This window comes from Pseudomonas marginalis, from assembly GCF_001645105.1.
GTDB classification, from domain to species: Bacteria; Pseudomonadota; Gammaproteobacteria; order Pseudomonadales; family Pseudomonadaceae; genus Aquipseudomonas; species Aquipseudomonas petroselini.
Window position 1 is genome coordinate 78,778 of record NZ_LKEG01000015.1, and the last position, 21,528, is coordinate 100,305.

General features: G+C 61.7%; 14 protein-coding genes and 2 pseudogenes. 7 read left to right on the top strand and 9 right to left on the bottom strand.

Annotated elements, in window-relative coordinates:
• Positions 1 to 27: 27 nt before the first annotated feature.
• Positions 28 to 912, bottom strand: a complete 885-nt coding sequence (locus AO064_RS01760; RefSeq protein WP_015886118.1) for a sugar nucleotide-binding protein — start codon at positions 910 to 912, stop codon at positions 28 to 30.
• A gap of 141 nt (positions 913 to 1,053) precedes the next feature.
• On the opposite strand from AO064_RS01760, the pseudogene AO064_RS01765 reads away from it, so the two are divergent.
• Positions 1,054 to 5,313: pseudogene (locus tag AO064_RS01765) on the top strand (Lhr family helicase).
• A gap of 133 nt (positions 5,314 to 5,446) precedes the next feature.
• Here the strand turns inward: AO064_RS01765 and AO064_RS01770 are convergent.
• Complete coding sequence (locus AO064_RS01770; RefSeq protein ID WP_064052226.1) at positions 5,447 to 7,552, bottom strand: mechanosensitive ion channel family protein; 2,106 nt, start codon at positions 7,550 to 7,552, stop codon at positions 5,447 to 5,449.
• Between the two features lie 185 nt (positions 7,553 to 7,737).
• Between AO064_RS01770 and AO064_RS31110 the strand changes: the two are divergent.
• The 4 genes and pseudogenes from AO064_RS31110 to AO064_RS01785 form a co-directional block, all read left to right on the top strand.
• Positions 7,738 to 7,952, top strand: a pseudogene (locus tag AO064_RS31110) (hypothetical protein); the annotation flags it as partial.
• 132 nt (positions 7,953 to 8,084) lie between these two features.
• Positions 8,085 to 8,864 (top strand): endonuclease/exonuclease/phosphatase family protein, encoded by a 780-nt coding sequence (locus tag AO064_RS01775; RefSeq protein ID WP_064052227.1) that lies wholly within the window; start codon positions 8,085 to 8,087, stop codon positions 8,862 to 8,864.
• On the top strand, positions 8,861 to 10,123 hold the full coding sequence (clsB, locus tag AO064_RS01780) for a cardiolipin synthase ClsB (protein ID WP_064052228.1): 1,263 nt from the start codon (positions 8,861 to 8,863) through the stop codon (positions 10,121 to 10,123). Before AO064_RS01775 ends, clsB begins: the two co-directional genes overlap by 4 nt.
• Positions 10,113 to 11,069: a lysylphosphatidylglycerol synthase domain-containing protein gene (locus tag AO064_RS01785; RefSeq protein WP_015886123.1), complete on the top strand. Its 957-nt coding sequence runs from the start codon at positions 10,113 to 10,115 to the stop codon at positions 11,067 to 11,069. The genes clsB and AO064_RS01785 overlap by 11 nt, the downstream gene beginning before the upstream one ends.
• Before the next feature lie 55 nt (positions 11,070 to 11,124).
• Here the strand turns inward: AO064_RS01785 and AO064_RS01790 are convergent, their stop codons facing one another.
• The 3 genes from AO064_RS01790 to AO064_RS01800 all read right to left on the bottom strand — a co-directional run bounded on the left by AO064_RS01790 (position 11,125) and on the right by AO064_RS01800 (position 14,110).
• Entirely contained in the window at positions 11,125 to 11,880 is a 756-nt protein-coding gene (locus AO064_RS01790) for an alpha/beta hydrolase family protein (protein ID WP_064052229.1), read from the bottom strand.
• The gene (locus AO064_RS01795) at positions 11,870 to 12,979 is read right to left on the bottom strand and encodes a DUF3182 family protein (protein ID WP_064052230.1); all 1,110 of its coding nucleotides are present in this window, start codon (positions 12,977 to 12,979) and stop codon (positions 11,870 to 11,872) included. The genes AO064_RS01790 and AO064_RS01795 overlap by 11 nt, the downstream gene beginning before the upstream one ends.
• Positions 12,980 to 13,150: 171 nt before the next feature.
• The gene (locus AO064_RS01800; RefSeq protein ID WP_043205977.1) at positions 13,151 to 14,110 is read right to left on the bottom strand and encodes a GlxA family transcriptional regulator; all 960 of its coding nucleotides are present in this window, start codon (positions 14,108 to 14,110) and stop codon (positions 13,151 to 13,153) included.
• A 96-nt stretch (positions 14,111 to 14,206) separates the two neighbouring features.
• Between AO064_RS01800 and AO064_RS01805 the strand changes: the two genes are divergently transcribed.
• Positions 14,207 to 14,767 (top strand): cysteine hydrolase family protein, encoded by a 561-nt coding sequence (locus AO064_RS01805; protein ID WP_064052231.1) that lies wholly within the window; start codon positions 14,207 to 14,209, stop codon positions 14,765 to 14,767.
• Between the two features lie 21 nt (positions 14,768 to 14,788).
• Here the strand turns inward: AO064_RS01805 and tam are convergent, their stop codons facing one another.
• The 4 genes from tam to AO064_RS01825 all read right to left on the bottom strand — a co-directional run bounded on the left by tam (position 14,789) and on the right by AO064_RS01825 (position 18,504).
• Positions 14,789 to 15,550: a trans-aconitate 2-methyltransferase gene (tam, locus tag AO064_RS01810; protein ID WP_064052232.1), complete on the bottom strand. Its 762-nt coding sequence runs from the start codon at positions 15,548 to 15,550 to the stop codon at positions 14,789 to 14,791.
• Between the two features lie 106 nt (positions 15,551 to 15,656).
• Positions 15,657 to 16,415, bottom strand: coding sequence for a DUF4365 domain-containing protein (locus AO064_RS01815; protein ID WP_064052233.1), 759 nt, complete (start codon positions 16,413 to 16,415; stop codon positions 15,657 to 15,659).
• 169 nt (positions 16,416 to 16,584) lie between these two features.
• Complete coding sequence (locus tag AO064_RS01820; protein WP_015886130.1) at positions 16,585 to 17,100, bottom strand: single-stranded DNA-binding protein; 516 nt, start codon at positions 17,098 to 17,100, stop codon at positions 16,585 to 16,587.
• A gap of 9 nt (positions 17,101 to 17,109) precedes the next feature.
• Complete coding sequence (locus AO064_RS01825) at positions 17,110 to 18,504, bottom strand: MFS transporter (RefSeq protein ID WP_064052234.1); 1,395 nt, start codon at positions 18,502 to 18,504, stop codon at positions 17,110 to 17,112.
• A 178-nt stretch (positions 18,505 to 18,682) separates the two neighbouring features.
• Between AO064_RS01825 and uvrA the strand changes: the two genes are divergently transcribed.
• Complete coding sequence (uvrA, locus tag AO064_RS01830) at positions 18,683 to 21,517, top strand: excinuclease ABC subunit UvrA (protein WP_015886132.1); 2,835 nt, start codon at positions 18,683 to 18,685, stop codon at positions 21,515 to 21,517.
• Positions 21,518 to 21,528 lie beyond the last annotated feature (11 nt).

A 21,528-nucleotide genomic window follows, 5' to 3' on the forward strand; every position in this document is an offset into this window, starting at 1 on the left:
GTGCCCACATTAGGTTTGTGTGCGGGATCAGCTGTGACGGTAGAACCGGTCCAGCAACGCCGGCAACCCCGCCCGCCACGCCCGTGGCTTGATGCCGAAGGTGTGAAGGATTTTCTTACAAGCCAGCACCGCGTGTTGCGGCTCATCCGCCGCATCCGGCCGGGCCGCATGGGCCTGGGCGGTGGGGGATTCGATCGCCAGCGGGTGGAAGGTACGTGCTTCAGTCAAAATCGCCTGGCCCAGCGCCAACGGTGTGGTCGCCTCATGCCCGGCGTAGTGGTACGTGCCCCACAACGGCGCCGCGCAATCGAGTTGCTTGAGCACCGAGATGATCACCCGCGCCGCGTCATCCACCGGCGTCGGGTTGCCGCGACGGTCGTCCGCCATCAGCAATTCATCCGGCTTCTCGGCCCGCGCCAGGAAGCGCCCGAGGGTGCCGTCGACGCTGTCATCCAGCAGCCAGCCGAAACGCAACAGCACATGTTGTGGGCAGGTGGCGCGCACACTCTGTTCGATTCGCCACAACGCCTGGCCGCGCAGGCCCAGGGGCACCGGTTCGTCTTTTTCACTGTAGGCGGTGGCGCGAGAGCCATCGAACACGCGGTAGCTGGACGGTTGCAGCAAGGTGATGTTGTGGTGCTGGCACAGTTCGGCCAGGCGCTCGATGGCAAATTCCTGGGCGGCCAAACGGGTTTCGCTGACCACCTCGGCCTGGAACCAGTCGAAATAGTAGGCGAGGTTGATCAACGCATCGGGACGGGTGTCGTCGAGCAGTTGGGTAAGGCTCGCGGCATCCCAGCCGTCTTTGGGCGGTTTGGGGGCGAGGAAACCGATGTCTTCCTCTGCACCGAGGCGAATCAGCGCCTGCCCGAGGGCATTCCCGCCGCCCAGTAACATAAGGCGCATTCGCATAGATTGAGCAGGCCCGGTCTGTGTGGAACGAAGGTTTTCAGGTATTTGTCAGAATCGTTGCATTTTGCGGGTTTGTAGCGCAACCGTCACGGATAAAGTGCGCGATTGCAACTTGTTGGAACAGGGGCTATCAATCACTCCATGAACCTTCCTGAATCCACCGACACCGCATTGACCGGCTTCCACCCCGCCGTCAGCACCTGGTTCCGCAGCACCTTCCCCTCGGTGACAGGCGCCCAGGCCCAGGCCTGGCCGCTGATCCGCCAGCGCCAATCAACACTGATCGCCGCGCCCACCGGCTCCGGCAAGACGCTCACAGCGTTCCTGGCGGTGCTGGATGACTTGGTCCACCAAGGCCTGGCCAACGGCGGTGAACTGCCGGATGAAACCCTGGTGGTCTATGTGTCGCCACTCAAGGCGCTGTCCAACGACATCCAGATCAACCTGCAAAACCCGCTGGCCGGGATCACTGAGCACCTGCGGAACCTGGGCCTGCCGCCGCTGGCCATCCGCACCGCCGTGCGCACCGGTGACACCCCGCAAAAAGACCGCGCACTGATGCGCAAGCGCCCGCCGCATATCCTGGTGACCACCCCGGAATCGCTCTACGTGCTGCTGGGCTCGGACTCCGGCCGACAGATGCTCGCCAGCACGCGCACGGTGATCATCGATGAAATCCACGCCATCGCCGCCGGCAAACGTGGCAGCCACCTGGCCTTGAGCCTGGAACGCCTGCAAGGCTTGTGCGCCGAGCCACTGATGCGCATCGGCTTGTCGGCCACGCAAAAGCCCATCGACGCGGTGTCGCGGTTCCTCGTCGGCAGCGGCCGGGCGTGCGCGATTGTGGATATCGGCCACGCCCGCCCGCGCGACCTGGATATCGAGGTGCCGCCCGTGCCGCTCTCTGCGGTGATGGCCAACGATGTGTGGGAGCAGGTCTACGACCGCCTCGCCGAGTTGGCCCGCGAACACCGTACCACGCTGATTTTCGTCAACACCCGGCGCCTGGCCGAGCGCCTGGCCCGGCATTTGAGCGAGCGCCTGGGCAAAACTGCCGTGGCCGCCCACCACGGCAGCCTGGCCAAGGAAATGCGCCTGGACGCCGAACAGCGCCTCAAGGGCGGCGAGCTGCAGGTGCTGATCGCCACCGCGTCCCTGGAGTTGGGGATTGATATCGGCGATGTCGATCTGGTTTGCCAGATCGGCTCCCCCGGCTCCATCAACGGCTTTCTGCAAAGAGTCGGCCGCTCCGGCCACCAGGTGGGCGGCACGCCCAAGGGACGCCTGTTCGCCACCACCCGCGACGACCTGATTGAATGCGCCGCCCCGCTCGACTGCGTGCGCCGGGGCGAACTCGACACGCTGCAGATTCCCGTGGCGCCCCTGGATGTACTGGCCCAGCAGATCATCGCCGAGGTCAGCGCCCAGGAATGGTCCGAGCAGGCCTTGCTGGCGCTCATCCACCGCGCCGCGCCCTACGCCACGCTGGATGAGCGCCACTACCAGGCACTGCTGCAAATGCTCTCCGACGGTTACAACGGTCGCCAGGGCATCCGCAGCGCCTACCTGCACCGCGATGCCCTGACTCGTACCCTGCGCGGTCGACGGGGCGCCAAGCTGACCGCCGTCACCAGTGGCGGCACCATCCCCGACAACGCCGACTACAGCGTGTTGCTCGAACCCCAGAGCCTGAACATCGGCAGCGTCAACGAAGACTTCGCGGTGGAAAGCATCGCCGGGGATATCTTCCAGCTGGGCAACACCTCGTATCGCATCTTGCGGGTCGAAGCCGGCAAAGTGCGCGTCGAGGACGCCCACGGCCAACCGCCGACCATCCCCTTCTGGCTCGGTGAGACGCCGGGGCGCAGCCACGAATTGTCAGCGGCGGTGGCGCGCCTTCAAGGTCAGATGGACACGCTGCTCAGCGCCACGCCGGGTGACCTGCACGCCGCACAGGATTGGCTTACCGACACCCTCGGCCTGAACCGCGCCAGCGCCGAACAGATCCTCGATTACCTGGCCCGCGCTCGCCTGGCCCTGAGTGCGTTGCCGTCCCAGGACACGTTGATAATGGAGCGGTTTTTCGACGCGTCCGGTGGCACTCAACTGATCATCCACACGCCGTTCGGCAGCCGCGTCAACCGCGCCTGGGGCCTGGCCCTGCGCAAGCGTTTTTGCCGCACGTTCAATTTTGAATTGCAGGCGGCGGCCAGCGAAAACGCAATCGTGCTGTCGCTGTCCACCAGCCACAGTTTCGAGCTGGACGAGGTGTGGCGTTACCTCAATAGCCAGAGTGCCGAGCACATCCTGATACAAGCGGTGCTGGATGCGCCGCTGTTCGGCGTGCGCTGGCGCTGGAATGCCGGGGTGGCGCTGGCGTTGCCGCGCTATACCGGGGGGCGCAAAGTGGCGCCGCAGATTCAGCGCATGAAAAGCGAAGACCTGATCGCCAGCGTCTTCCCCGACCAGATCGCCTGCCTGGAAAACCTCGCCGGCGAGCGCGAGGTGCCTGAGCACCCGCTGGTGGAACAGACGCTCGACGACTGCCTGCACGAAGCCATGGACAGCGAGGGTTGGCTGGCGCTGTTGCGGCGCATGGAACGCGGCGAGGTGCGCCTGATCAGCCGCGACCTGCCCGCGCCCTCGCCCATGGCCGCAGAAATCCTCAGCGCCCGCCCCTACACCTTTCTCGACGATGCCCCCCTGGAAGAGCGCCGCACCCAGGCCGTGCTCAACCGGCGCTGGAGCGACCCGCAGAGCACCGACGACCTCGGCGCACTGGATGCGGATGCCATCGCCGGCGTGCGCGAAGAAGCCTGGCCGGCGCCCAACGGGCCGGACGAAATGCATGAGGCGTTGATGAGCCTGGCGTGCATCGCCGATAACGAAGTCACGCCGCAATGGGCGACTTGGCTGCACGCATTGGCCAAGGGTGGCCGCGCCTATCAACTGCACACTCACTTAGACACCCGCCTGTGGGTCGCCGTCGAACGCCTGAGTTGTGTGCAGACGATCTACCCCGGCAACGTGCCGTTGCTGCCCGGCTTCGATGAGCCCTGGACCGTTGAGGAGGCCGTGACGGAAGTGCTGCGCGCGCGCCTCGATGGGTTCGGCCCGCTGAGCCTGATCGAGATCGCCGCGCCCCTGGCCTTGCCGGTGGCGGATGTCACCCAGGCACTGGCCCGTCTGGAGCAGGAAGGCTAAGTGCTGCGCGGGCATTTCAGCCCCGGCGCCACCCAGGAGCAATGGTGCGAACGCCATCTGCTGGCGCGCATTCATCGTTACACGGTTAAGCGCCTACGCCGGGAAATCGAGCCGGTGGCGTTGCAGGACTTCATGCGTTTTCTGTTCGATTGGCAGCATTTGTCCGACGGCACCCGTGGCCAGGGCAGCGCGATGTTGCCGCAGATCGTCGGGCAGTTCGAAGGGTACGCCGCCGCCACTTCCGCCTGGGACAGCGATTTGCTCAGTGCGCGGCTCAAGGATTACTCCTCGACCTGGCTCGATGAGTTATGCCGCAGCGGCAAACTGGTGTGGACGCGCTTGAGCAACAAGACCAGCGCCATGGCATTGCGCAGCACTCCGGTGGTGTTGCTGCCACGCAACCAAGTGGGGCTGTGGGGCGGACTGACCGAACCCACAGACGCCACCACGCTGTCGCCCAAGACGCAGAAGGTGCATCAAGCCCTGCGCGACCACGGCGCGTTGTTTTTTGATGAACTGGTGCATGAAGCCCACTTACTGCGCAGCGAACTGGAAACCGCTTTGCAGGAACTGGTCGGTGCCGGTTTGGTGAACGCCGACAGCTTTGCCGGGTTGCGTGCGCTGACCACCCCCGCGAGCAAACGCCAGGCGCGCAGCAGTCGGCGCGGGCGCGGCGCGTTTATCGGCGGCATGGACGATGCAGGGCGTTGGGCACTGATCCGACGCCCGTCGACTGCCGCAGGTCCGCCTTCCGCCGAGACCCTGGAGCATGTGGCGATGACCTTGCTGCGCCGCTATGGCGTGGTGTTCTGGCGCTTGCTGGAGCGCGAGGCGGAGTGGCTGCCGAGCTGGCGCGAGTTGCTGCGCACTTTCCATCGGCTGGAGACGCGCGGGGAGATTCGGGGTGGGCGGTTTGTCAGTGGTTTGGCGGGGGAACAGTTTGCGTTGCCGGAGGCGATTCCGTTGCTGCGTGAAGTGCGGCGTCGACCCCATGATGGGAGTTTGATTGCGGTGTGTGGCGCGGACCCGTTGAACCTGGTGGGCACGCTGTTACCGGGCACCAAGGTGCCGGCGGTGAGTGGCAATCGGATTGTGTACCGGGATGGGTTGCCCGCGGCGGTCATGGTGGCGGGCAAGCAGCAGGTGTTAGTAGAGGTGGATCGGCAGGCGGTGCAGGAGAGGCTGATCAGGCATTGAGTGTTGGGGTGACTTCCAAGGGCCTCATCGGGGGCAAGCCCCCTCCCACAGGTGGACCGAGTCCAACCTTGGAATAGGGCCCACCTGTGGGAGCGGGCTTGCTCGTGAAGGCGTCGGCCCAGTCACCGCAGAATTACTGAGGCCTGGGCTGCTCGGTAAGCACCACCGATGCGGGCACCTCCTCATCCGGCTCATCCACCTGCGCCGCACGTTTAGGCAACAGCACCTGCTGTGGATAAGTCTGCGCGAAGTGCACCTCATCACAGTTATCCACAAGCTTTTTGAGGCGCTGATTGAACGCGCGACTCACTGCATACTGCCCGCCCGACACCGTGCGGAACTGCGCGGTAAGCACCACGCCATTGAGGTCCATCTTGTCGACGCCGAACACCTCCAGCGGCCCTTGCAGGTTGTACTTGAGAAACACGTCATCACGGATCGACTGCCCCGCTTCGCGAATCAGCTCCACCGCCTTGTCCACGTCGGTGTCGTAGGTGAACTGCACTGAGAAGAATGCATAGGCAAATTGCCGCGATTGGTTGGTGACCGCCTTGATCTGCCCGAACGGCACCGAGTGCACAAAGCCCTTGCCGTCGCGCAGGCGCAGGGTGCGGATGGTCAGGCCTTCGACGGTGCCGGCGTGGCCGGAGTCAAGCACCACCCAGTCGCCGATGGACAGGGTATCTTCGATGATGATGAACAGGCCGGTGATCACATCCTGCACCAGTTGCTGCGACCCGAAGCCGATGGCCAGGCCGACCACCCCGGCCCCCGCCAGCAGCGGCGCGACGTTGATCCCGAGGTTGGCCATGGTGGTGATCGCGCAGATCACCACCAGGATGATTTTCACCGCGTTGCGCAGCAGCGGCAGGATGGTTTTGACCCGCGTACTGGGCTGGCGGCTGGAGCGTTTATTGACCGGTGGCTTGAGCGCTTCCTGGATCGCCGTGTCGAGCACCACCCAGAACAGCCAGGTCATCAGCAGGATCAGGCCGATGCTGCTGAGGGAGTCGCTGATCGCCCGGCCCACCGAGTTACGCTGGGCAAATTCGAACAGCGACACGCCCCAGATTCGTCCAAGAATCTCGATAAAGGCGATGGCCATGACGATACGCAGGATCGCGTGCAACAAGCTGAGGAAGCGTTCCTTGTAGGCGCTGCTGCGCTGGATCGCGACCTGGCTGCGGGATTTGAACAGGTGTTGCAGCACGGTGCTCAGGAACACTGTACCAATCAGCAAAATGGTGGTGAACAACGCACAGCGCAGGGCCTTCTGGTTATCGTCGCCGGCCCCGATCAAGTTGATCGCCGAGACCAGCACCATCAACAGGATCGGCCAGTACCACAACCCGGAAAACACCCGCAGTGATTGCTGCAACGCCGGGTGTTTAAGGCGTTGAGTCAACGGTCGATTGCGGATCAGGTGGGCCACCGGTCGACGTAGGCGCACCACCAGCACGCCGAAGATCACGGCGGCGAATAGCCCGGTAAACACCGCAATGCTGCTGGTGATATTGCCGCCGAACTGACGGGCGATTTGCGGGCTGGTCAGCGCGTCGCTGAGGGCGGCGAGAAAGCCGATCAGGAACAACGGCGTGGGGCAGTAGCTGCGGATGATCTGCACCGCCGGGCGCTTGTGGCCGACATTGAACATCACAATCACGCACAACAGCATCGACGTGGAAAAAATACCGCTGCTGGTGGCGTAGGCAAAACACAACGCCAGCGCACGCCCTATCGATGAGGGTAAAAAGTGGCTGACATACAGCGTCAGCGGCAGGCAGATCAGCGCGGGAATCGTGTAGGGCAGCACATACCCAAGCACCGCTTGCAGGCGCCCGCGCCGGGCGACAAATGGGCGCCGGCTCATGCGTTGGACGATAAAACGCCCCAGCAGCGTCAGCAGGGTAAAGGCGCCGATCCACACCCCTGACAACAGCAGGAAGTTCCCTGCGATGGTCCATGGCGAACGCTCGGACGTCTGGTCGACCAGCCTCCCGACTTCATCCGCCGCACGGTCGGCCCGCAGGCGCCAGGCGTCGATCAGGTTCTGGTTGAGGTCGAGTTTCTCTTGCACATCATCGATGCTGGAGCTGATCGCGCCGAGCAGGCCGCCCTCGACCAGCAATTCCGGCTTGGCCGGCGCTTCAGGTTCCGACGCGGTGGCCGCGGCTTGCAGTGCGGCACTGGGACAAAACAGCAGCGCGCCGAGCAGTAATGCAGTCTTTAGATTCAGCAAAACACCGGGCTCCTTCAGAAGGGTCTGTAAGGAACTGACGGGTTTGAGCCTTGATCGTTCCCCGTTTGCGGCATCTTTGACTTGCAGGCAACTATCAAATGCCAATCCCTGGCTTTTTCCGCAACAGCCAACACTCGACACTGCGCTCCTGATTGAAACCCACCGGAGTTGCAGCCATGCCCATTGCCTTTAACCTGAGGATCGCCGGTGGCGCCTGGGGCGGCGGGTTGATCGTGACGCATATGGGGCTGATCCACACGGCCTGGATCAGTTGGGGCCGGTGTACACAGAGCGTTCGACGCGGATAGTCGCCGGCACTGAATCAGCAGCCATACACATCCAATGTGGGAGGGGGCTTGCTCCCGATAGCGGTGGGGCAGTTGATGCAGGTGTCGACTGATCGACTGCTATCGGGAGCAAGCCCCCTCCCACATGGGTTCTATGCCGTCTGTAGGAAGGTGGAAACTTTCAGCCAAAAATCATAGTCAGCCATAAACGGGGGCCAGGCCCCCACTTTTTCACAGGAGCAATTATGGCTGCGATCCCTGACTGGGTGCCCGTAACCCCCAGCGTCGCCATCAGTCGCTTCACGGTGCTGACGGTCAATATCCACAAGGGTTTCACCGCCCTCAATCGACGCTTCATCCTGCCCGAGCTACGTGAGGCGGTGCGCAGTGTGGGCGCCGACATGGTGTTCCTGCAGGAAATTCACGGCACTCATGAGCGTCACCCCCAGCGCTTCAGCGAATGGCCGAACATGCCTCAGTATGAGTTCCTTGCCGACAGCATCTGGCCGCAGTTCGCCTACGGGCGCAATGCGGTCTACCCCCACGGCGACCACGGCAATGCCCTGCTGTCGAAATTCCAGATCGTGCACTACGACAACCTCGATATCTCCCAAAGCGGGCATGAAAACCGTGGGCTGCTGCATTGCGTGCTGCGCTTGCCGGGCACCGGGCAGGAAGTGCACGCGATCTGCATCCACCTGGGCCTGCGTGAGGTGCATCGCCAGCAACAGTTGCGCTTGCTGGAGCAGCGCATCAGCGAGATCCCGGCAGATGCACCGCTGGTGGTCGCGGGCGACTTCAACGACTGGCGCCAGAAGGCCGACCTCAGTCAAAGCGGACTGCGGGAAGTCTTCATCGAAACCCACGGCAAACTCCCGCGCACCTTCCCGGCGCGCCTGCCCTTGCTGCCACTGGACCGCATCTATGTGCGCAATGTGAAAGTGCATAACCCTCGGGTGCTGACCTCACGGCCTTGGTCGCATTTGTCCGACCATGTGCCGCTGTCGGTGGAGATCGAACTATGAACGTTGCCGTAGAACATATTTCCACTGACCAGCCGCCGGACGAAGCCAAGGCCCGTGACCTGGATTACGGCTGGCAGAGCGGCAACCAGGTTGAGTTGCTGGAGAATGGCGAGGCGTACTTTCCCAAGGTGTTCGAGGCACTGCGCGCGGCGCGGCGGGAGATCCTGCTGGAGACCTTCATTCTCTTCGAAGACAAGGTCGGCCACGAGCTGCAGGGCATTCTCATCGAGGCCGCGCAGCGCGGCGTGAACGTGGTGGTCAGCCTCGACGGTTTTGGCTGCGGCGAGTTGAGCCCGGTGTTTCTCGGTGAGCTGGCCGAGGCGGGCGTGGCGGTGCAGATGTTCGACCCTGCGCCGAAAACCCTCGGCATTCGTACCAATTGGTTCCGCCGCCTGCACCGCAAGATTGTGGTGGTGGACGCCGAGGTGGCGTTCATCGGCGGGATCAATTTTTCCGCCGATCACTTGGGTGACTATGGGCCTGAGGCCAAGCAGGACTACGCGGTTCGGGTGACCGGCCCGGCGGTGGCGGACGTGCATCATTTCGCCCTTGCCCAAAGCGGTCGCCAGGTACGCACGCGGCGCGGTTGGCGGCGGCGCCAGCAGCGACCGGCGTTGTGGTCCACCGACAAGAGCGACGGCCAGGTGCGCTTGATCTACCGCGACAACCTGCAGCACCGCGACGACATCGAAGAAGCGTATGTGTATGCATTGAGCAAGGCACAACATCGGGTGGTGATCGCCAACGCTTACTTCTTCCCCGGCTACCGCTTGCTGCGCGAAATCCGCAATGCAGCGCGCCGTGGCGTGCAGGTGCAACTGATCATGCAGGGCCAGCCCGATGTGCTGCTGGCCAAGCTGGCGGCGCGCATGCTCTACGACTATCTGCTCAAGGATGGCGTGGTGATTCACGAATACTGCCAGCGCCCGCTGCATGGCAAAGTCGCGTTGGTGGATGACGAATGGAGCACCGTCGGTTCGAGCAACCTGGACCCGTTGAGCCTGTCGCTGAACCTGGAAGCCAACGTGCTGATCCGCGACCGTGCGTTCAATCAGCAGCTGTATGAACGCCTGGAAACCCTGGCAAAAAATCATTGCCAGACGATGCCGGAAAACCGTAAGCCGCGCCTGTGGCTCTGGCGATTGACCGTGGGGTTCCTGGTGTTCCATGTGATGCGCCACTTTCCCGCGCTGACGGGTTGGTTGCCGGCGCACAAGCCCCGTTTGAAACCTTTCGAGAGCCCGTCCCATGACGTCTGAAACCAAAGGTTCGCGGTTCAAGCGCTGGAAGAAACCGCTGACCATCGCCTTCTTCCTGCTGCTGATCGTACTGTTCACCATGCTCGCCCGGCGTATCGACTGGAGCGAAGTGGTGCAGACCTTGGGCGATTTCAAACTGCGCACGCTGGTGATCGCAGGCACGCTGACGTTATGCAGTTTTCTGGTGTACGCCAGTTTCGACCTGATCGGCCGTACCTATATTCGCCAGCCCCTGGTGTGGAAGCAGATCCTGCCGGTGGGCATCATCAGCTATGCGTTCAACCTCAACCTGAGTGCGTGGGTCGGGGGCATCGCGATGCGCTATCGGCTGTATTCACGGCTGGGCGTGAGCAACAGCAATATCGCCAAGATCCTGGGCCTGAGCCTGGCCACCAACTGGTTTGGCTACATGGCGATAGCCGGAGTGATCTTCAGCAGCGGCCTGGTCACGATGCCGCCGGGGTGGAAGGTCAGTACCCTTGCATTGCAAGGCATTGGTGCGGTGTTAGTGCTGGTCAGCCTCGGGTATCTGGCGGCTTGCCAATATTCGAAAAAGCGTGCGTGGACGATTCGCGGCATGGAAATCAACCTGCCGTCGCTGCGCATGGCGTGTTTGCAATTGATGTTGGGCGCGCTGAACTGGTCGCTGATGGCTGCGGTGATTTTCACCCTGCTGCCGGCCAAGCTGGACTATCCACTGGTGCTGGGCGTGTTGCTGATCAGCGCGATTGCCGGGGTGCTCACTCACATACCGGCCGGGCTTGGGGTGCTGGAGGCAGTGTTTATTGCGCTGTTGCAGCACGAGGCGTCGCGGGGCAGTTTGCTGGCGGGGTTGATCGCTTATCGGGCGATCTACTTTATTGTGCCGCTGCTGATTGCGCTGGTGATGTACCTCGGCGTGGAAGCCAAGGCCAAGGCATTGCGGGTGAAGAAAACACCGGCTTGAAAGAGTGTGGGTTGATCAAGCGCTATCGCAGGCCAGCCGGCGATAGCGATCTAAACTATTGAGCCTGGATGATGCTCAACCGCTCACCCACCACCATCTCCGTGATCCAGTCCACCAGGATGGAGGTGTAGGCCTGCTGGGACACCGGATCGCTGAGGGAATGATCGGCCCCGTCGATGATGCGGTGAGTCAGTGAATGCGTCTGCTGGCACGCCGCGCGGTAACTCATGATGGTGGCGTGGGGCACATGGTCGTCGGTTTCCGACTCGACGATCAGCACGTCGCCGGTAAACGCCGAACACGCGTGCAAGGCGCGATTGGTCTCGGCGTGGACCAGGGTGCTGCGGTAATCCATCAAATCCATCTTGTCCAGGTCGCGCTTGGGCTTAAGCCATTCGTCGTCGCGGTACAACGCAGGCACGCGCAACGCCAGCCAGCGCACCGGACGCAAGGCGGTGAGAATCGCCGCCAGGTATCCACCGTAACTGGTGCCGACGACGGCCACCGCCGAGGTGTCGATGGCCGGGTGTGACAACAGCCGGTCGTACGCCGCCAGCAAGTCGCGCAGGTTGTCTTCGCGGGTCACGCGGGCTAACGGAATGCCAGAGCCGGCGTGACCTCGCAGGTCGAAGGTCAGGCACACGCACCCGAGGCTGGCGATGCCCTTGGCACGTTCAAGGTCGCGCTCCTGGCTCCCGCCCCAGCCGTGCACGAACAACACCCCCGGCACTTTGGATTTGGGGCTGAGGAAGGTGCCGCTCATCTGTTCGTCGTCGATATCGATCGCAATGCTTTCGCTTCTAGCCGTCATAAGATTTAACCGTCACGTACTTGAGAAGAAACCCGCTGTTTTCCGCCGGGCCGCGATACACCTCGATGGCATCAGCCGGCAACGGTTCGTCCACGTAGGTTTCCACCGAGGACACATGGATCGCGCGCAGGCCAGGGTTGTTGATAAAACTCTGCAACGCCGCGACTTCCGCACTGCTCGCCCCGCCCATACGCCAGGACTGCTCGAGCACACCGCTGCGACGCTGGCCGTCACTGTCCAGGCCTTGGGCGATGTCGTAGTTGCGCCGTGAGGCATAAAAGCCAGGGTAGGCCTCATCGGCGGCATTGTCGAAAACCTGGGCTTGCTCAATGGCTTCACGCACGTCGTCGGGTAAGTCGAGCAGCAACAGGTCGGCGTAGCCTCCCGGCACCACCAGCAGGTCGGAGCCGCCGTAGACGTCTTCGCCCTGCCCGTCTTTCGTCAGGTATTGCTCGCCGCAGTAACTGAACACGTACCCGCCGATAAAACTTTGGCCGACGCTGTGGGTGACCACATCGTGCAGGTCCTGCTCCAGCACCACGCCTTCGCTGAACAGCTTCGCAGCGTCAGGTCGCGCCAGCACAGCGTCGAATTCGTCGAGGCTGTGGATAACTTCCTGCCCGCGCCCCGCACAGGCGTGCACAGGTTTTATGCGGATTGGCCCGCTGTAGAGCAAGCGTGTGGCGGCAGGCCGTGCGTCCTCAAGGGCGAAAACGCTCAAGCCATCCAGCACGACGTTTCGCACACGCTCGCAGAACAGCGCAGACCAACCTTCCGGCGCTTTGGCCTCGGGGCCGAGCAAGCCATGACTGATGGCCTTAGTGCACATGAAGTCGTGGTCGACGTAGCCGCCCCACAAATCCTCCAGCCCTTTGATATTGAGCGTTCGAGCCTGCGCCGGGCCGACCAGGGTTTGCGTGGGCAGCAGGTACAGTGCTCGCCCCGCATGCAGGTCGGGGTCATAGCTGCCGCCGAATTTGAGCCCCAGGATCTGTGCCAGCCAGCGCGCCAGGGCGCGGTTGGTCTCGACCTCATGCAGCGGCGCGCCCTCGCGTATGGAATGCGCGACTACCAGCTTCTTGCGTTGAATCGGGGTCATGCGTCCCCCTTGGCCATCCAGCCATGTGTGTGCAGAGAAGGCTGCAGGGATCAGGCCAAGGCTGTTTCAGGGGAGAAGGTTTTCAAATCAAGCAGTTGCCGAAAAACCGATGGCAGTTGGCCTGCCTCATTCTGCACGACAGTGCTTCAGCGTCGCGGCGTTCTGCACGATTCAGACGCCAAAGCGGCTGCGGTAATCGCTGGGCGCCATGCCGGTGATCTTCTTGAAGATAGCGCGAAAGGCACTGGGGTCCTGGTAACCCACGGTCCAGGCAATATGGTCGATAGTGCCGTTGGTGAACTCAAGCATCTGCCGTGCCTTGCCCACGCGCAGGTGCTGGCAGTATTCGGTGGGTTTCAAGCCGGTGGCGTTGCGAAAACGCCGCAGGAACGTACGCTCTTCCAGGCCCGCCTCCTGAGCCATCGCCGCCACGCACACATCCACCGCACCGCTGGCCTGCAGCCAATGCTGAACCTTGAGGATGGCTGCGTCACCGTGGCCGAGAATGGGCGCGAAGTTACTGCCGCACTGGCTGGCGCTGTCACTGTGCTCGATCACCAGGAAACGCGCTGTGTCGGCCGCGACACTTGGGCCCATCAGGCGATCGACCAGGCGCAAGCCGAGCTCGGACCAGGCCATCAAACCGGCGGTGGTGATCAGGTCGCCGTCATCGACAATGGGTTTGTTCGCCTCCAGGCGTACGGCCGGGTAGCGGGCCGCGAAGGATTCGGCGGAAGACCAATGGGTGGTGGCGCTGCGCCCGTCGAGCAGTCCACTGCGCGCCAGCATGATTGAGCCCACACACACGCCGCCCAACACCGTGCCGGCCGTGTGTTGCCGGCGAAGCCATTCCAGTAGCGCAGGGGGCGCCTGGTCTTCGGTGAACTCACCCATCGACGGCGGCACCAGTACGGCCATCAACGGTTGATCGGGGCCGGGGGCACTGCTGAATACGCGCACGGGTGTGCCGCTCGCCTCCACCTGCCAATGGCTGACCCGCAGCAACGGCAATTGCGCGGACTGATGCTCGGCGGCGATGCGATTGGCCACGCCGAACAGGTCGGTCAGGCCATGCACGGCCGCCCATTGCGCGCCTTGGTAGATCAACACGCCCAGCTCAACAACGACCATTGTCAGTTTTCCCCCTGTTATTGTCGGTGCAGCCAATCCTAAGTGCAGGCGCCAGCTAACATACTGGGCCCATCAACCCATCACGAGGCAACACACATGGCCAAGCAAGCGCTCATCCTAATCGATATCCAGAACGACTACTTCCCCCAGGGCAAGTGGCCACTCGACGGCGTGGAGGCCGCGGCAGACAAAGCCGCGCAGGTGCTGCAGGCTTTCCGTCAGGCTGGCGATGCAGTGATTCATGTGCGTCATGAGTTCACGTCCGATGAAGCGCCGTTCTTCACGCCAGGCTCCGAGGGCGCGCACCTGCACAGCAAAGTGCTGAACGAGGGCAATGAGCCGGTGGTGCTCAAGCATTTCGTGAATGCGTTTCGCGAGACCAACCTGCGTGCCTTACTGGAGCAACGCAGCATCACCGAAGTGGTGGTAGTCGGCAGCATGAGCCACATGTGTATTGACGGCGTGGTACGGGCGGCGGCGGACCTGGGTTACAAGGTCACGGTGATTCATGATGCGTGTGCGACGCGGGATCTGGAATTTAATGGCACGGTGATTCCAGCGGCGCAGGTGCATGGGGCTTATATGGCGTCGCTGGCGTTTGGTTATGCGGGCGTGGTGTCGGCGGATGAATACTTGAAGGCGCAAGCGGCGTCTTGACCACCGCTTGCTCAGGGCATATCAGCGAGTCGCGATGATGAACAAGCGCGGGAATGGCAGCAGTACGGTGCCGTCAGCCAGCGCTGGGTAAGCCTGGGTGATCCGCGCTTTGTATGCCTGAAGAAAAGCGGCTTTTTCGTCATCACTCAACGGCGCCAGGAATGGACGTAGGGCTGAGGCCTTGAACCATTCCACCACGGCGCCGTGGTCCGCCAGCGGGTGCTGGTAGGTAGTGCGCCACACATCGACGGTGCTGCAATGTGTGCTCAGCAGCTCGTAGTAGTCACTCGCGGTGTGGCGCTCATTGTGTTTGACCGCGCCGATTTTGGCAGACCATGGGCCTTCGGCCGCGACTTCGCGGGCGAGACGGTGGGCGGGTTCATCAAGGTTGTCCGGGGTTTGCACCGCCAGCGTGCCGCCTTGCGTCAGGTGCTTGACCAGGTGCGGATACAGCGTGGCGTGGTCCGGCAGCCATTGCAGGGACGCGTTGGCCAGGATCACATCGAAGGCTTGCGCGGGGTTCCAGGCACCGATATCCGCCAGCTCGAAGTTCAGCGCGGGCAGGCGTTTACGGGCGTCGACCAGCATGTCGTCGGAGCTGTCCATGCCGGTGACGTGCGCGTGCGGGAAGCGCGCGGCCAGCACCTCCGTGGAGTTGCCGGGACCGCAGCCCAAGTCCACGGCATGGCGCACTTCAGCATTCGGAATGGCCGCGACCAGGTCACGGACAGGACGGGTGCGCTGCTGTTCGAACATCGTGTACTGCTGGGCTGACCAGGTCATCACGGCTTTCCTTGTTTTTGAGGGTGGGCGACAGCCTAATTCTTGTGACCTGCAATGCACAAACGCCAGTGCCTGTTCATGCCGGCGGAAAGAGCATCGTCGCCAATCAAAGGTAAGCAACCTCCAGACGCCGCCCCATCACCTCTCCACGATCAAAGGCCGCTATGGCCTGATCGATTTCCTCCTGGCACTCAGGGAAAAATTCAATCACCCACTCACGAATTCTCTCGAGTAAACCTTCGTCTCGCTTTATTTCATTTCTCAAAAACACCGCGTACCCATAGGAAAGGGTTAACACTTCATCTGACGCAAAAAAACGTAACCACTTAACCATCGCCTCCACATCACCACCAAAATTCAACATCAGATCAAGGCACCTGATGAGCTGCGCCGACGCGTTGTGCAACGTGTAATCACCCATCGTTAAGCACGCCTGACAGTGTTCGCCGGCAATCTCCTCAAGCAATGCGAAGCCACTCTCATCCAGTTCCTCGGACTCATCCAGACTAATCGCGCCATGGTTTGCCCGATTGCGCTCGGCCAGCAGAAACCTGATCGTGCCGCTCTCCACTTCAACCACGAAAAGGAAGACCGGCAGTGGCGAAATAGAAAGGTAGTTTTCAGTACTTTGCTTGAGTTTCAGGGCTCGTACCTTCTTCCTGGAGCCTTTGACTTGAACCTTGAAGAGGATCCCAGTCGCATGACCACGCTCGCTGAATACTTCAACCTCGCCGTCGATGCCATAGTCTTTATCTTTTTCCAGACGGCGATAAATCCAGCCCCTCGCCGTGATAGCCCGTTCTACCAGAGACTCAGCCAAAGTCCCTATGACGTGAGAGGCTGGACGTTTAGGTAATGCCCTCATTGCTAGCTATCCCCCTCCAAAAGTGGCTTACATCATGCGGCCCCTGCTGAGGTCTACAGCGTGGCCAGCCATGTGATCTTTACTTTCTCGCAGGCAAATAAAAAGCCCCGGATGCTTATGCACCGGGGCTTTCAGGGTAAAACTCTACATCAAGTCTCTGAGCCGTATCCTAGAACGGGATATCGTCATCAAAACTGTCGAAATCCGGAGCCGGTTGCGGAGCGGCCTGTTGTGGCGCTGGACGCGACTCACGTTGTGGCTGCTGGCTTGGCTGTGGACGCGACTGCTGTGGACGCGGTGCCGAGTTGGACATGCCGCCCTGGCCCTGTTGGTCGCCCTGTGGACGGCCGCCCAGCAGTTGCATGGTGCCTTGCATGTCGACCACGATTTCGGTGGTGTAACGCTTGATGCCGTCTTTTTCCCACTCGCGGGTTTGCAGTTTGCCTTCGATGTAGACCTGCGAACCTTTACGCAGGTATTCACCGGCGATCTCTGCAACCTTGCCGAACATCGACACACGGTGCCATTCGGTTTTCTCGACCTTCTGGCCGCTCTGCTTGTCGGTCCACTGCTCGCTGGTCGCCAGACTCAGGTTGGTCACGGCGTTACCGTTAGGCAAGTAGCGAACTTCGGGATCCTGGCCGCACGTACCGACCAATATGACTTTGTTAACCCCACGGGCCATAACGTTCTCCTAGGCTGGGCGCGCTGTCGGCACTGGGTTGACCAGTTGCTCGAGCGTCGCGCGATCCAATAATTCGGTGTCCAATTTGATGTAAATGGCCGCCTCTTCTGCGACCACAACTGCATCTGTTACCCCTACGACGGCCTTCAGGCGCTCTACCAGGCCGCTTTCACGGATCGCCTCAGGCGATAGCGGCAGACGCAGACTTGTGACGTAGGGAGGTTCGCGCATGGTAACAGCAAAGGCGAGCCAAAGTGCAGCCAGCCCGGCGCATCCGAGGAAGACAACCGACAAACCGCCATGCTGGAACATCCAGCCACCCATGATGCCGCCCAGTGCCGAACCCAGGAACTGGCTGGTGGAGTACACCCCCATGGCCGTGCCTTTGCCGCCCGCCGGTGAAACCTTACTGATCAGCGAAGGCAATGACGCCTCCAGCAGGTTGAACGCGGTGAAGAACACCACCGTGCCGATGACCAGCGCCCGTAGGCTGTCGCCGAACTGCCAGAAGAATAGCTCAGTGAGCATCAGCGTCGCGACGGCGCCGAGCAGAACTCGTTTCATTTTGCGTTTTTTCTCGCCATAGATGATGAACGGGATCATGGCGAAGAACGAAATCAGCAGCGCTGTGAGGTAGACCCACCAGTGCTGTTCCTTGGGCAGGCCGGCTTTTTCCACCAGTGCCAGGGGCAGCGCGACAAAGCTGCACATCAGCATCGCGTGCAACACGAAGATACCTAAATCCAGGCGCAACAGGTCGGGATGCTTGAGCGTCGGCAACAGTACCTTGCGGGCCACACCCGACTCACGGTGCTGCAACGTCCCGGTGGAACGCGGCACCATAAAGGCCACGATCACAATACCGAACAGCGCCATGCCGCCGGTGGCCAGGAACAGCCCGTGCAGGCCGAACGCGCGGGTCAGCAAGGGGCCGACCACCATGGCTACGGCAAATGACAGGCCGATGGTCATGCCGATCATGGCCATGGCTTTGGTGCGATGTTGTTCGCGAGTCAGGTCCGACAACAGCGCCATGACCGCCGCGGAGATCGCGCCGGCGCCTTGCAGGATACGACCGGCGATCACGCCCCAGATCGAATCTGATTGGGCTGCGAGCACACTGCCGAGGGCAAACACGATCAGCCCTAGGTAGATCACCGGGCGACGGCCAATGCGGTCGGAAATGATCCCGAACGGAATCTGAAAAATCGCCTGGGTCAGGCCATAGGCGCCAATCGCCAGGCCGATCAATGCGGGGGTCGCGCCTGCGAGATCCATTCCATAGGTCGCCAGCACCGGCAACACCATAAACATGCCCAGCATACGGAAGGCGAACACCAGGGCCAGACCGCTTGCCGCTCGGGTCTCGCCGCTACTCATGCGTTCGCTGTGGGGATCGTGCATGGAAAAACCTCGTGTGAACCGGCGGCGATTCTACCAGTCCCATCGATTGAGAGGGTATATGCGGCGCTTTGCCGCGCAGCTTTCATCTAAGGCTGCAAGCGGCCTTTTGACAGTGTATATTCATCCAGTCTTTAGCCGTATACTCCGGCATTATTTACGCCCGCCGTGCGAGGCCATCTTGGACAAGATCCTGATTCGTGGGGCTAGAACCCACAACCTGAAGAATATCGACCTGACCCTACCCCGGGACAAACTGATCGTCATCACCGGCTTGTCCGGCTCCGGCAAATCGTCCCTGGCGTTCGACACGCTGTATGCCGAAGGCCAACGTCGCTATGTGGAATCGCTGTCGGCCTACGCCCGCCAGTTCCTGTCGATGATGGAAAAACCCGACGTCGACACCATTGAAGGCCTGTCGCCGGCGATCTCCATCGAGCAGAAGTCGACTTCCCATAACCCGCGCTCCACCGTGGGCACCATTACCGAGATCTATGACTACCTGCGCCTGCTGTATGCGCGCGTAGGTATCCCGCGTTGCCCCGACCATGACATTCCCCTGGAAGCCCAGACCGTCAGCCAGATGGTGGACCTGGTGCTGGCCCAGCCGGAAGGCGCCAAGCTGATGCTGCTGGCACCGGTGATCCGTGAGCGCAAGGGCGAACACCTTTCCGTCTTCGAAGAGCTGCGTGCGCAAGGTTTTGTGCGCGCGCGGATCAACGGCAAGCTGTATGAGCTGGACGAAGCGCCGAAACTCGACAAACAGAAGAAACACTCGATTGATGTAGTCGTCGACCGCTTCAAAGTGCGCGCCGACCTGCAGCAGCGCCTGGCGGAATCTTTCGAAACCGCGTTGAAGCTGGCCGACGGCATTGCCCTGGTGGCGCCGATGGATGACGAGCCGGGCGAAGAGATCATCTTCTCCGCGCGCTTTGCCTGCCCTATCTGCGGCCACGCCATCAGCGAGCTGGAACCCAAGCTGTTTTCCTTCAACAACCCGGCTGGCGCCTGCCCGACCTGTGATGGCCTGGGGGTGAAGCAATTCTTTGACATCAAGCGCCTGGTCAACGGTGACCTGACGCTGGCGGAGGGGGCGATTCGCGGCTGGGACAGGCGCAACGTCTATTACTTCCAGATGCTCGGGTCGTTGGCGTCGCACTATAAATTCAGCCTGGAAGTGCCCTTCAACCAACTGCCGGCGGACCAGCAGAAGGTCATTCTCCACGGCAGCGGTTCACAGAATGTCGACTTCAAGTACCTGAACGACCGTGGCGATATCGTCAAACGCTCACACCCGTTCGAAGGTATCGTGCCGAACCTCGAGCGTCGCTACCGTGAGACCGAGTCGGCGAGCGTACGCGAAGAGTTGGCGAAATTCCTCAGCACCCAGCCTTGCCCGGATTGCCGCGGTACTCGCCTGCGCCGTGAAGCCCGGCATGTGTGGGTGGGCGAGAAAACCTTGCCGGCGGTGACCAACCTGCCGATTGGTGATGCCTGCGAGTACTTCGGTGTGCTCAAGCTGACCGGTCGCCGTGGGGAAATCGCCGATAAGATTCTCAAGGAAATCCGCGAACGGCTACAGTTCCTGGTCAACGTTGGCCTGGATTACCTGTCGCTGGATCGCAGTGCCGATACCTTGTCCGGCGGTGAAGCCCAGCGGATTCGCCTGGCCAGCCAGATTGGTGCCGGCCTTGTGGGCGTCTTGTACATCCTTGATGAACCGTCGATCGGCCTGCACCAGCGTGACAATGATCGCCTGCTGGGCACGTTGAAACACCTGCGGGATATCGGCAACACGGTAATTGTGGTCGAGCACGATGAAGACGCGATTCGCCTGGCGGATTACGTCGTCGACATTGGCCCGGGCGCTGGCGTGCATGGCGGCCATATTGTCGCCGAGGGCACGCCCGCTGAAGTCATGGCTCATCCGGATTCACTGACCGGCAAATACCTTTCCGGCCGTGTGAAGATCGCAGTGCCGGCAAAACGTACACCGCGCAACAAGAAGCTGGCGCTGCACCTCAAGGGCGCGCGTGGCAACAACTTACGCAACGTCGACCTGGAGATTCCACTGGGTCTGCTGACCTGCGTGACCGGTGTCTCCGGCTCGGGCAAATCGACGCTGATCAACAATACGCTGTTCCCCTTGAGTGCCACCGCCCTGAATGGCGCGACCACCCTGGAAGCGGCGGCCCATGACAGCATCAAAGGCCTGGAACACCTGGATAAGGTGGTCGATATCGATCAGAGCCCGATTGGCCGCACGCCGCGCTCCAACCCGGCGACCTACACCGGGTTGTTCACGCCTATTCGTGAGCTGTTTGCTGGCGTGCCGGAGTCCCGCTCAAGGGGTTACGGGCCTGGCAGGTTCTCGTTCAACGTCAAAGGCGGTCGCTGTGAAGCCTGCCAGGGCGATGGCTTGATCAAGGTGGAGATGCACTTCCTGCCAGACATCTACGTGCCGTGCGATGTATGCAAGAGCAAGCGCTACAACCGCGAAACCCTGGAGATCAAGTACAAGGGCAAGAGCATCCACGAAACCTTGGAAATGACCATCGAGGAAGCACGGGTGTTCTTTGATGCGGTCCCGGCGTTGGCGCGCAAGCTGCAGACACTGATGGACGTGGGTTTGTCGTATATCAAGCTGGGCCAATCGGCGACTACGCTATCGGGTGGTGAGGCGCAGCGGGTCAAGCTGTCTCGCGAGCTGTCCAAGCGCGATACCGGTAAGACCCTGTATATCCTCGATGAGCCGACCACCGGCCTGCACTTCGCGGATATCCAGCAACTGCTGGACGTGTTGCACCGCCTGCGCGACCACGGCAATACCGTGGTGGTGATCGAGCACAACCTTGATGTGATCAAGACCGCGGATTGGCTGGTCGACCTGGGCCCGGAAGGCGGCTCCAAGGGTGGCCAGATCATCGCCGTTGGCACACCGGAGCAGGTCTCCGAAATGCCGCAGTCGCACACCGGTTACTACTTGAAACCGTTGTTGGCACGCGACCGGGCCTGAGTTATTCAGGC

Bases quoted from the DNA above. Each gene is read 5' to 3' on its own strand.
- AO064_RS01760 (WP_015886118.1), bottom strand. From the start codon at position 912: ATGCGAATGCGCCTTATGTTACTGGGCGGCGGGAATGCCCTCGGGCAG.
- AO064_RS01775 (WP_064052227.1), top strand. From the start codon at position 8,085: ATGGCTGCGATCCCTGACTGGGTGCCCGTAACCCCCAGCGTCGCCATC.
- clsB (WP_064052228.1), top strand. From the start codon at position 8,861: ATGAACGTTGCCGTAGAACATATTTCCACTGACCAGCCGCCGGACGAA.
- AO064_RS01785 (WP_015886123.1), top strand. From the start codon at position 10,113: ATGACGTCTGAAACCAAAGGTTCGCGGTTCAAGCGCTGGAAGAAACCG.
- AO064_RS01790 (WP_064052229.1), bottom strand. From the start codon at position 11,880: ATGACGGCTAGAAGCGAAAGCATTGCGATCGATATCGACGACGAACAG.
- AO064_RS01795 (WP_064052230.1), bottom strand. From the start codon at position 12,979: ATGACCCCGATTCAACGCAAGAAGCTGGTAGTCGCGCATTCCATACGC.
- AO064_RS01800 (WP_043205977.1), bottom strand. From the start codon at position 14,110: ATGGTCGTTGTTGAGCTGGGCGTGTTGATCTACCAAGGCGCGCAATGG.
- AO064_RS01805 (WP_064052231.1), top strand. From the start codon at position 14,207: ATGGCCAAGCAAGCGCTCATCCTAATCGATATCCAGAACGACTACTTC.
- tam (WP_064052232.1), bottom strand. From the start codon at position 15,550: ATGACCTGGTCAGCCCAGCAGTACACGATGTTCGAACAGCAGCGCACC.
- AO064_RS01815 (WP_064052233.1), bottom strand. From the start codon at position 16,415: ATGAGGGCATTACCTAAACGTCCAGCCTCTCACGTCATAGGGACTTTG.
- AO064_RS01820 (WP_015886130.1), bottom strand. From the start codon at position 17,100: ATGGCCCGTGGGGTTAACAAAGTCATATTGGTCGGTACGTGCGGCCAG.
- AO064_RS01825 (WP_064052234.1), bottom strand. From the start codon at position 18,504: ATGCACGATCCCCACAGCGAACGCATGAGTAGCGGCGAGACCCGAGCG.